The following is a 10,601-nucleotide window of genomic DNA, read 5'->3' as shown; positions in this document are numbered from 1 at the left end:
TCAACAAGCGTTTGCGCGTTGTTATCACCACATTGGTAATCCTTATTGTTACCCCCAGTTTGTATTTGGCATATAGCCTTTTCCAGGAAAAAAATTTCCATGAGAACGTAACCCATTTTATTACTGCTGAATTTGAAAATAACGGATATACGATTATTTATAAAAGAATACATTATAATTCAACTCCTAAAACTATTGAATTGGCTTTTCTGGATAAGAAATTCACAGATGAGGAACTGAAGAACTTACAGAATAATCTAAAAAACTTCAATATACTCAATACTGATCTTGTTATTCGTCAAAAGGAATCGGATATCAGTGCTGAAATACTATCAGAAATTAACAAGAATAAAGCTTCTCTCTCCAATAAGGATGTGAAGATTAAATATCTTACAGAAGAATTAGAAAAATATAAGATGGAGGATAATAAATTTGCCCAAGAAATAAAAATCCTCTTTCCTAATATTAAAAATTTCTATTTTGGGAAACTCAATAGTTTCTCGAAGAAAGATACCATTGGTACAACTACAGTGATGCTCTATGAACCTGTAAAGGAAAGTATAAAAGGAAAAGAAGTAGTTAAGGAAATAGATACGGATAAACTTCAAAGGTGGCTCTCAGAGAAGTTTGGAGATAAAAACATTAAAATTATAAAAATTTGTTTTAAAAAGGAGTATCTTTGAGCAATTTTAGCGATTTCTTTAATAGCGAATTTAAAGAGCTTGAGCAAAGCTTTCGGATTACCGATATAGACGATATCTTAAATGATGAAATGTATCTTATAGCCGGAGATTTCTACGGTATTCAAAAATTTATTTTTGAAAATATCAATACTAAAAATGCGGCTAAAATTCTGCGTGCTAAATCCGCTTACGTTCAGCTCTTCACCAAAGCGATTGCTAAATTTATATGCTTCAAATTGAAAATAAGCGAAAGTAAAATTCTAAGCATAAGCGCGGGAAAATTTGAAATTCTAATACCGAAGCAAAATTTCATCCAAGATACATTTAACGACATCAAACACAACGTAGATAAATTTTTTATCGATAAATTTAGCGCTATTGCAGGTATGAGTTTAGTGGCGCTTGATTGTAAAAAAAGCGATTTTAGTGATAAGGATAGTTACAGGGCGTTTAGAGAGCGAGTAAGCGATGCTTTCGAGCTAGAAAAACTTAATAAATTCGATCTTTTAAATCAAAGCGCAATCGTACTAAATTATGCCGATATAATAGCAATAGAAAGCGGCTTTGAGAGGCTTGGGGCCAAGCTTGCAGATACAAAAACTTCAAAAATTTCTCTCGACGAGCTAGGAATCGATTTGGAAGGCTTTAATTGTGAGCTAGAACTAGATGAGCGTATAAAATCTTATGTATTTAAAAAAGATGGGCAAACGGCAAGCTTTAACGAACTAGCGCAACTTGCATGCAATAAAATGCACAAGGATGAGCCTTTGGGATTAAAAGCTATAGCGGTGCTGAAAGCCGATGTCGATGGAATGGGAGATTTCATCAAAAATAGTAATGTTACTAATAGTTTTGATAGCTTTGATATGTTTTCGAAGGGGCTTGATAGCTTTTTTAGTATTTACATTCCGCGTCTAATAAAACAAAATTTTCCACATACCTATATAGTATTTTCAGGCGGAGATGATTTACTATTGGTGGGAGCTTGGGATACGGTGCTAAATATTGCTAGATTTATAGATGATGAGTTTAAGAAATTTATTAGCGACAAAACACTTAGCCTAAGTATGGGGATTTGTATTGCAAAACCTTCCGTGCCTATTAAATACCTAGCCGAACTGAGCGAAAACCAACTTGAGCTTGCCAAGGAATTTAAAGATGAAAAAGGGATAAAAAAGGACGCTATTACTCTATTTGGACAAACGGCTAGATGGAGCGAGTATAAAACGATGTATGCGCTCATAACAAATACGCTTGAAAGCATAGAGGAGCTAAATACAGCATTTTTATATCATCTGCTAGAGCTTTGCGATATGGCAAAAAGCGCTAAAGCTAATGACGCAAGATCCAATATCTGGGCTTCGAAGCTGAATTATTTAATAGTAAGAAATTTATCCAAAGACTCGCAATGGCTAATACAAAAGATGCAAAATGTACTAGAAAAAAGTCCCGAACAGGTAAAAATGGCACTATGTGAATTCATTTATAAAAGGAGAGCAAGATGAACTACGCCCATAACGGCCAACAACGCAAAAGCTACGACGATTCCAAAGCCGATAAGTCTGGAATTTTATATGAAAAGATCACGTTAGATTATATCAAAGACGGCGAACTTTTTAATGAAACCGCAAAGAAAACGGCGAATAGTATTAGAATTACTCAATCGCAAATCAGAAGATTTTACGACTACGTGCTGGATTTATGCGAAAAAGCAAAAACTAAAAATTCCGCCGAAATTTTGCCATTTGTGAAGATGCTAAATTCCAAAGTAGCCTATGCTTCAAGCAGAAAGAATGTAAGTAAAAACTTTGTAGAATTTATAAAAGACTGTGTTTCGCAGGTAGATAGCGTAGAAAAACTCGAGGTGTTTAAACTGTTTTTTGAAGCAGTTTTAGGATTTAGTAAAAAATAAGGAAAAAAGATGAAAATTTACTCTTTAAAAGGCGATATTAGGCTTTTAAGTGGGCTTCACATAGGCGGTGGCGATGACGTTATGAAAATCGGCGGTATAGATAATCAAGTTATAAAAGACGCCAATTCCGGCAGACCCTATATACCAGCTAGCTCACTCAAAGGTAAAATTAGAAGCCTGCTCGAATGGGACTTGGGATTGGTAGGACTAGATCAAGATAAAAAAGGTGCGCCATTTTCTTATAAAAATATAGAAAGAGCCCAAGATAGAAAATCCGCAGAAATTCTATTAAAGTTATTTGGGGACAGCGATGTCAAAGAAAATAAATTTGGCATCACTAGAATTAGTTTTAGCGACTGCCGAATAAGCCCCGAGAGTGAAGATAAAATTTTAAGCGAAGCAAAATATGAAAACATAATCGACCGACAAAAAGGTACCGCCGAACATCCGCGTCAAAGCGAGCGAGTACCTGAAGGAATTAAATTTTGCTACGATTTTAAAATCAAAGTATTAGAAGGCGATGATATCGATGATTTTAAAAAGCTTATCAAGCGCGGTTTAAATTTATTGGAAAATGATTATTTGGGTGGTAGCGGTTCTCGCGGATACGGAAGAGTGGAATTTAGCAACAAAGACGAATGGGTCGAAAAATGAAGCTCCTTAAAACCACGATTACGCCCACGTCGTCTTTTGCAACCTCGCTAAAAGGCGATACCTTATGGGGGCAAATTTGTTGGGCAATAATATATAGATACGGCGAAACAAGATTGGAAAGCCTTCTTGAAAATTATGATAAAGAGCCGTTTTTGATCGCTTCCGATGGATTTTTATCGGGTTTTTTGCCAAAGCCTTGCTTGCCGCTTAGCTTTTTTGGAAAAAATATCGATAAGAAAGCTATAAGAAAAAAGATTTGGCTCAAAGCGGACGATTTTGCCGAAGGCAAATTTCAAAACGCCCTAGCAGACGATGAAATAGAGTCAAAAATCAAACAAAACGCCACAATGAAGAATTCTATTAACTACGCTACTTTTACTACCGATGCCGATGAATTCGCTCCGTTTGCACTAATCGAGACTGCATTGCCGCCGCTTGATATATATTTTTTAATCGATGAAAATGCTTTTAGCCAAGAGGAATTAAAAGCCGTCATGCATGATATAGGAGAATGCGGCTACGGAAAAAAGGCAAGTATTGGCAAAGGGCGATTTAAGATCAATAAATTTGAAAATTTAAATACGCCTGCAAGTAAAATCTTTATGGCGCTCAGCCCTTTTGTTTTACAAGGATCCGATTTGGCTATCAAGAAGTGCTTTTACGAGCCATTTACCAGGTTCGGAAAGCATGGTGGAGATCTGGCTTCATCGTCAGATGTGACTAAAAAACCCGTATTAATGGCGCAAACATCAGCATTAATAGCGCTAGAAGATAAAAGCAATATACAATTTATCGGTAAAAGTATTCGCGGTGCTTCAACCCACAAAAAAAGCGTGCAACAAGGATACGCTATTTTAATGCCTACGAAATGGAGCGGAAATGAGCTTTGTAAAACACTATAAATTAAAAATCAAAATTCTAAGCCCCGTGCATATCGGAAGCGGCGAAATTTATGAACCGACCGGATATGTAATAGAAAAAATCTTACAACCGAGCGGAAAAGAGATAGATGCACTTTACGAATTTGACACAATGGCTCTATATGAAATTCTATCCGAAACGGATAAGGAAAAATTCCGCGATCTAATGGAAACGTCCGATGAAAATGGGCTTATTAAAATGCAAAATTTTATATTCGCGCATAAAAAACAAGGAAGACAAGTAGCTTATAAAATCGTAAAAGTAAGCCCGAATACCGCGCAAGAATATTACGATAAAATTGGCAAGGTAGTTCAAAAAGAAAGTGGCAAAAATAACGTAATAAATCAGCTTGAAATTTATAAATGCGTATCGAATAAAAATCAAAAAAGGGATTCGGCGATCCTAACCGGTAGCAGTTTAAAAGGAGCGATTTCTACAGCATACCAAGAGCTATTAGTAAAAGAAGGAATAAAGTACCATGATGTGCGCGATCTTTTACTAAGTCCGAGCGACGAAAATCCATTTAAAAATCTACTCATTAGCGATAGCGGTGGTTTAGCAAGTAAAATTTATTCCACCGTAAACGTCAAACGAGAGCTTAAAAATGATGATATAAAATACAATGATTCGCTAAGTACCCGCTTAGAAGCTATAGTCTCAAACGTGACATGCGAAATTCCTTTAAGCATTAAGCAAAATTCCACGGAAGAACCCCTAGATATTAATCGCCTAATCAAAGCTTGCAACGATCACTATGAGCCGATATTTCGCTCTTTATTTAATGACGACGGAGTACTCGAATGCTTGAGTGAAAAATTTTATAAAAGCTACAAGGATTTTGGTAGAAGCAATTTGGCGCCAAATCAATTCTTACTTCGCATAGGTAGACATAGCGGCGCACGCGCCGTAACGATAGAGGGCGAAAGAGAAATTAGCATAAAACAAGGCGTCGGTAAAAATCCTATCATAAAAGAAGCCGAAACTACGACATGGCTTGCAAAGGTTAAAGACCAAATAGAAGCGGGGTGCGTGCCATTTGGCTGGCTGCTATGTGAGATAAATGAGATAAAAAGCTAATCTTTTTTATCTCCCCCATAGCCGAACGCTCATCTTTGGTATAATCCCTCCAAAGCTCAATTTTACCATTAGGCTTTTCTACTACGCGCACGCCGCCTTTATTGTAAGCCTGATCCATAGACTTTGCAATCTGCGGGTTTTTAGATAGAAACTTATCCATCGCTTCCCTATCTTTAAACTCTTTAAACGCAAAGCCTCTGCTGTGAATTTCATCTACCTTTTTACCGCTTGAAAACACTGAGTTGATGCGATCTTTTAGATGCTTTTCATAAGAGCGAGCAAGATATTGCCCCGCTAGCGCGTCTCTGCTAGCCTTATCTAAAACGCCTAGATCTACGAGCTTAGCACTCATATCATCGATCTGACGTCTTAGCGCGTCTGCTAGTGGCTTTAGCTCAGGCTTAATGGCATTTCCTTCACCCACCATATATTCATGCATAGCTACGCGATCTGCGTCGTCTAATCCACTAAGCGCGGATTGTAGATTTTCCATTTTAGCGCTATATGCGCTTTTGGCGCTAAATAGCTCATCGTTTCGCAAAAGATAATCCGCGCCTTTGGTTTCGCTTAATGCGCGCCTTGCAAAGCGAGCTGCATTAATAGCGCCATTTTTTAAATTCTGTGCTAAGCTTTGAGAGCCGGATAAAATCTCGTAAGCGATATTTTTAAACTCTTTATTGATATGCTCGCTTGCCATTTGCCTTGCGTAGCTTAGTCCTATATCCTTGCCGCTTAAATCCTTTAACTCTGAAGCGGAGTTTGCTCCTACGGCTTTAAGATAGGAGCGCATATTGCTTAAGATGCTAGGCTTATCTTTTGCCGCAGCTTCTATATCCTGCGCTATCTCGCCTACCTTAGCGCCTCCTTTTAGCTTTGAAACCAAAGAGGGTGCATTTACTAGCCCAAGCCCGCCCAACGCTCCGATAAAAGCGCCTCTTGCTCTATTTTTATCATCTAGCGCCGCACCTGTGGCTGCTCCGGCTCCAGCGCTTGCGATATTAGCAGGGATTGCGCTAGAGCTAAAACCTTTAATCATATTCTCGCCGTTTTGTGGTATAATATCTGTAGCGATGTCTAGCCCTTGATTTCTCATCGCGGTGCCTAGGCTAGAGAGTGTGTCTCCACCCCTAATCGCTTCATCCGCTTCGCGAAGTGCGGGAGTTTTAAATTCCATAGGTTTTTTAAGATTTCTATCAGAGTAAAAGGTTATAATATCATCATTGCTGTAAAGGCTGCTATTTGGGTTTAATCCCTTTTTGGCGGCTTCATCGCTTCCATTTAAGGTTGAGGTAATAGTCTGGGTTGTCGGACTTCCTTTTTTGGGAGCGATGACGGCTCTAAACCTCACTCCGTCTTTATCCTGCCATTCGTATATTTTTAACCCATTTTTGTCGATAAAAGGCTCTTTGTATTTATCTAAATACTTACGCATATTCTCGCCCATATTTAAAAGCTCGCTTTGACTAACATAGCCCTCGGCATTTTTGTCTTTTAAATGCCTTATTCGTATATGGTCGGCACCTTTATTTTTATCCCCTTTAGCATATCTTAACGCATCCTCTACGCTATTTAAATCTTGTTTTATAGGCGTTGCTGCTTTGCTATTATAAGTAACGTTGTAGATGCCGCGCTTCTCTTTTTGTATGGCTTTAGGATTGGTAATTGCTAAGATCTGATCCAAATACGCGTTATTATTAGCAGGGTTTGTAGCTCTTAAAATCTCATCTAAAAACGGATTAGGCGCTTGCGCTGCTGCTTCTGCCTTATCTGCCCCTTTTGCTGCTTCGCTCATCTTTTTTGGAGCAATCCCGGCTGCTTCCTCAAGCTCTTGGCGAATGGCCTTTATCACGTTTTCGTCAAGTCCGAAAAGATTAGGATTATTTAAAATTCCCTCTGCGACAGAGCTTTGTGGTATAATAGTGTTATCGGTCGGCGAAAAATGCTCCTTGCCGGTATTCATTTGCGCCCCGAGCACTTGTTGCTTATGTTGAGAGTTGGACGCCTCAGCCGCCGCCGCTTCAAAATTTTGTGGTATAATAGTTTTATCAGTGACCGCCCCCGCATTATCTGCGGCAGCCATTGTCCGAGAAGTATCGGAGTATCGGTTGAGGCGCGCCGATTGGTCGCTGCTTAATGGAGGGCTTAATAATTCGCCATCCGCCCGCGTTTGCGGAGCGGTCGTCCCAGCGGGCGTCGGGACGCCCTCTCTTAGATTTTGGTAGTCCAAGCCTTGCGCTGCTTTTTGCGTTTGTTCGCTTGCTTTGCCTAGCACCCCTTTAGCTAAAATCGGAGCGCGGCTAAGCCCACCTAAAATAGCATTCGCCCCACCCCAAATAGTGCTTTCAAGCCCCGCTTGCTTTAGATCGGGCTTTTCCTGTCCGTAAGCTCTAGCCCCTCCGGTAAACCCTCCCATTATCGCGCCGTTTGCTGCAGATCCTGCGGCATTGCCGATGCGAGTAGCTACCTTTTGGCTAGCGCCTAATGCTTTTGCTAAGCGGGCGGCCTTTGCGCTATGGCCTAGCATCGCAGGAGCTAGTGCAGTAGCGTCTGCTATCTCGCCTGCTGCTTGCCAACCTTTCATATCGTTATCGCCGAAGTTTTCAATTTTATTTATCGCTGAGCTTGCTAAATTTGAGTTCTCGCGAAAGAAATCCCTAGCCCTGTCCGCTCCGTAAAAATCTGCGGTATCTGCTAAAACGTTGTTAATGCCTCTAGCTAGCTTTTGATTGGCTGCAGCTTGACCCGTTACGAAGTTTTTTAATCCTCGTCCTATTATGCGGGTAGTGCCTGCACCTCCCGTTTGTCCTACTGCCTCCGCGCTTTGAGAAAAGGTTTGCCCTAGCTCGTCTGCGGTATCTTTTAAGCTCTTGCCTGCATTATCAAAGCCTAGTGCGTCCGCTCCTGCGCCTAATGCACGAAGTCCTAGCTCGCCAGCCATACAATTCAAAATTCCTGCGGCTTAAGATTAGACACAATAATTCCAACTCCCATGGAATTCCATTTTAAATTTAATAACGCCGCGTTCTTGTGCTATGTTATAATTTGGTAGCACCTCCAGTCTAACGCAGTAGAGTATTTTTTATAAGCGAAGTGATAACGAAAGCTATAGATAGGTGTTAAGCGCTACAAATCGGCAAAGCCTATCAGGCAATGCCAATTTATAAGCTGAGTGTATGACACCTTTTGATATCGAAAGCTTACCTGAAATTTTATCATAATGTGCTGCAGACACTATTTTGTGAAATATGCTACCGCTATCTTCAATAATCTAATTCTGCATAAGCCATAAATTTTGCAAATAGCTTACGATAATCGACATGGACATGATACCACTGACTCTTAAGCAAAATTTTATTGATAAATTTTCAATAAATAGTCCTTTAGTAGGATTAAAATCAGGTGCAAAATAAGATTAGCTATATATCTAATGATGATACTGGCGTAAAATTTAAACTTATCTCTTTTTGTTGCTGGAGCTTGAAAGCCCGTAGATGTGATTGCCATAACGTTCTCCTTTTGAAAGTTATGGCAATTTTCGCGCAAGTGCGGGTGCGTAATCTACCCATAAAACGCACTCTTTGGTATTTTTAGACTAAATTTGAAGGATTTTAATAGGTTTTGAGGATTTCGTGCGGCTAGAAAGCGGGGCTATCCCCCCGCTCGCCTTAGCTTTTTCATTCTATCGCTTATATCTACATATAGCTTGGCTCTTTCCGTTTTGCCCCAGCGTTTCGTTTTGCTTAATCTGATCCATTAGCCGTTTTAGCCCGTTCCAGTCGTCTTTAGCTTTAGAAATTTCGCTTTGCCACTCATCGATTGATGCATTTTTGAGATTTTGTGGTATAATAGGCTTAACAGCTTCAGAAGCGCTAGGCTTCGCGGAGCCGAGGTCTAATTTTACTTCGGGCTCATAACCCGAGTGGGTAAGAGCGGATTTATCCGTCCTCGACGCGAAGCCTTTGTAATTTTTCAGGCTCCCTTTTTCGAAAAACATTGTTTTTAATCCCAACTCATTATTTTTAAGCTTAACCTGTTCTACGATGACGTAATACCCGTTTATTTGCTTCCCGCTCACTAATACCCGTTCGCCGCTTTTGTCTGTGCCTATCGCGCGCATTTGTGCTTCGTCGGCGTATTCCGAGAAGCGGGCGATATCATCAAGCGTTACCTCTTTTTGGGTTCCCGCCTTAACAGGCGCGCTATCTTTGCCGTGATCTTTCAAAATATGCCTTACGTCATCGGCTCTTAAGGTTCTGCGGACATCGTCGGGATACTTAAAGCCCAAATCTTTTGCGGTTTGCGGGTTCAGTTTTTCAACAGCTGCTTTTTTATTACTCTCTAAAATATATTTAATTATATCGCCGTTTAAATTTTCCCTCCCGATAAGCGCCATATCTCTGCCGCTTTGAGGGCTAGCGTCAATAATCGCTTTCGTATCCATATCCTGTTTTATGCGCCCTTTAGCCAACTCTACTAAATTTACCTTTTCTTGCGTGGTTAAGCTTGGATCTATCAACGCCTTTTTTAATTCCTCGGGGCTAAATTTAGCCCTTACGGCGTCATCCTCTTGGGTTTTTATAATTTGCCTAATCTCGGGGATTACCTCTTTCGTGAATTTACTTAGCCCCTCTTTGGTTGCGCTATCTAAACCCTCCGTCGGTATCGCTTCGATATTTTTTATCGCGCCCTCTAAATCGCCCGCGTTTTAAGCATAGTTCGATTCTGCCTCTAACCACCACTTAATCTATTTTATCTTTTAATCACTCTTTTTGTTTCTCTTTGTTGTTATGATGATGCTTGCCTTAAATTCTGGTTATTTTTATGTTTATTCTGAGTGTAATCGTTCTAAAAAATAGTCTTAATTAAGCGTTAAAGACAAACGCGTAAAACTCATGGAATACAGGCAGAGACTGCAAAGTGAAATTTATGCAGTGCATGCAGCAAACTGCGCAGAATAATAAAATTTGTACTACATTCGTTTGCTCGCGCGAACTTGTTTAAATTTTACCCCCGAAGTAACCTATAAATTTAAAGCCAAATAAATCAAACACGAAATAAAATAAAATCAAAGCCGAAAAAAGTACAAAAGAAAATTTCAAAGTCTGCAAAATTTATAATAAAAAAAGAGATAGAAAAAAAATAAGAGCTATAAAATTTGTAAATTTACAATAGCAATGATTAGAAAAGAATACAACTATATAAAACTATAAAGTTCATAAAATCTTATAAAAGGAGAAGCCCACCTTATACTCCTCCCCTTATTTTATATATTCTCTCTTATTGTTATTTCTTAGATTTTTTGCCCCTCTTACCCTTAGCCTTAGATGATCCCTCTTCTTTAGCCTCATCTTTCA

9 protein-coding genes are annotated in these 10,601 nt (G+C 39.4%); 6 read left to right on the top strand and 3 right to left on the bottom strand.

What is annotated here, in order from left to right; genetic code table 11:
• The 6 genes from Q0238_RS02970 to Q0238_RS02945 form a co-directional block, all read left to right on the top strand.
• Positions 1–683, top strand: a 683-nt coding sequence (locus tag Q0238_RS02970; RefSeq protein WP_297942794.1) for a hypothetical protein, incomplete at its 5' end; no start/stop codon positions are given.
• Positions 680–2,188 (top strand): hypothetical protein, encoded by a 1,509-nt coding sequence (locus Q0238_RS02965; protein ID WP_297942792.1) that lies wholly within the window; start codon positions 680–682, stop codon positions 2,186–2,188. The genes Q0238_RS02970 and Q0238_RS02965, both read left to right, overlap by 4 nt.
• Positions 2,185–2,595 (top strand): type III-A CRISPR-associated protein Csm2, encoded by a 411-nt coding sequence (csm2, locus tag Q0238_RS02960; protein WP_297942790.1) that lies wholly within the window; start codon positions 2,185–2,187, stop codon positions 2,593–2,595. The genes Q0238_RS02965 and csm2 overlap by 4 nt, the downstream gene beginning before the upstream one ends.
• 9 nt (positions 2,596–2,604) lie before the next feature.
• Positions 2,605–3,249: a type III-A CRISPR-associated RAMP protein Csm3 gene (gene csm3 / locus Q0238_RS02955; RefSeq protein WP_297942788.1), complete on the top strand. Its 645-nt coding sequence runs from the start codon at positions 2,605–2,607 to the stop codon at positions 3,247–3,249.
• Positions 3,246–4,151, top strand: a complete 906-nt coding sequence (locus tag Q0238_RS02950) for a hypothetical protein (RefSeq protein ID WP_297942786.1) — start codon at positions 3,246–3,248, stop codon at positions 4,149–4,151. The genes csm3 and Q0238_RS02950 overlap by 4 nt, the downstream gene beginning before the upstream one ends.
• Positions 4,129–5,247, top strand: coding sequence for a hypothetical protein (locus Q0238_RS02945; RefSeq protein WP_297942784.1), 1,119 nt, complete (start codon positions 4,129–4,131; stop codon positions 5,245–5,247). Before Q0238_RS02950 ends, Q0238_RS02945 begins: the two co-directional genes overlap by 23 nt.
• Here Q0238_RS02945 and Q0238_RS02940 read toward each other — a convergent pair.
• The 3 genes from Q0238_RS02940 to Q0238_RS02930 form a co-directional block, all read right to left on the bottom strand.
• Complete coding sequence (locus Q0238_RS02940) at positions 5,174–8,185, bottom strand: hypothetical protein (protein WP_297942782.1); 3,012 nt, start codon at positions 8,183–8,185, stop codon at positions 5,174–5,176. The genes Q0238_RS02945 and Q0238_RS02940 overlap by 74 nt on opposite strands.
• A gap of 413 nt (positions 8,186–8,598) precedes the next feature.
• Positions 8,599–8,751, bottom strand: coding sequence for a hypothetical protein (locus Q0238_RS02935; RefSeq protein ID WP_291935525.1), 153 nt, complete (start codon positions 8,749–8,751; stop codon positions 8,599–8,601).
• Positions 8,752–8,926: 175 nt separating this feature from the next.
• Complete coding sequence (locus Q0238_RS02930; RefSeq protein WP_297942779.1) at positions 8,927–9,763, bottom strand: hypothetical protein; 837 nt, start codon at positions 9,761–9,763, stop codon at positions 8,927–8,929.
• Between the last annotated feature and the right edge of the window lie 838 nt (positions 9,764–10,601).

The sequence above is a fragment of the uncultured Campylobacter sp. genome (assembly GCF_938045775.1).
In the GTDB taxonomy this organism is placed as follows: domain Bacteria; phylum Campylobacterota; class Campylobacteria; order Campylobacterales; family Campylobacteraceae; genus Campylobacter_B.
Note: the sequence above shows the minus strand (reverse complement) of the source record. Positions and strands in the feature narration are given on the sequence as shown.

Excerpts from the sequence above, each read along its gene's own strand:
- csm2 (WP_297942790.1), top strand. The coding sequence starts at position 2,185 with ATGAACTACGCCCATAACGGCCAACAACGCAAAAGCTACGACGATTCC.
- csm3 (WP_297942788.1), top strand. The coding sequence starts at position 2,605 with ATGAAAATTTACTCTTTAAAAGGCGATATTAGGCTTTTAAGTGGGCTT.
- Q0238_RS02950 (WP_297942786.1), top strand. The coding sequence starts at position 3,246 with ATGAAGCTCCTTAAAACCACGATTACGCCCACGTCGTCTTTTGCAACC.
- Q0238_RS02945 (WP_297942784.1), top strand. The coding sequence starts at position 4,129 with ATGAGCTTTGTAAAACACTATAAATTAAAAATCAAAATTCTAAGCCCC.
- Q0238_RS02940 (WP_297942782.1), bottom strand. The coding sequence starts at position 8,185 with ATGGCTGGCGAGCTAGGACTTCGTGCATTAGGCGCAGGAGCGGACGCA.
- Q0238_RS02935 (WP_291935525.1), bottom strand. The coding sequence starts at position 8,751 with ATGGCAATCACATCTACGGGCTTTCAAGCTCCAGCAACAAAAAGAGAT.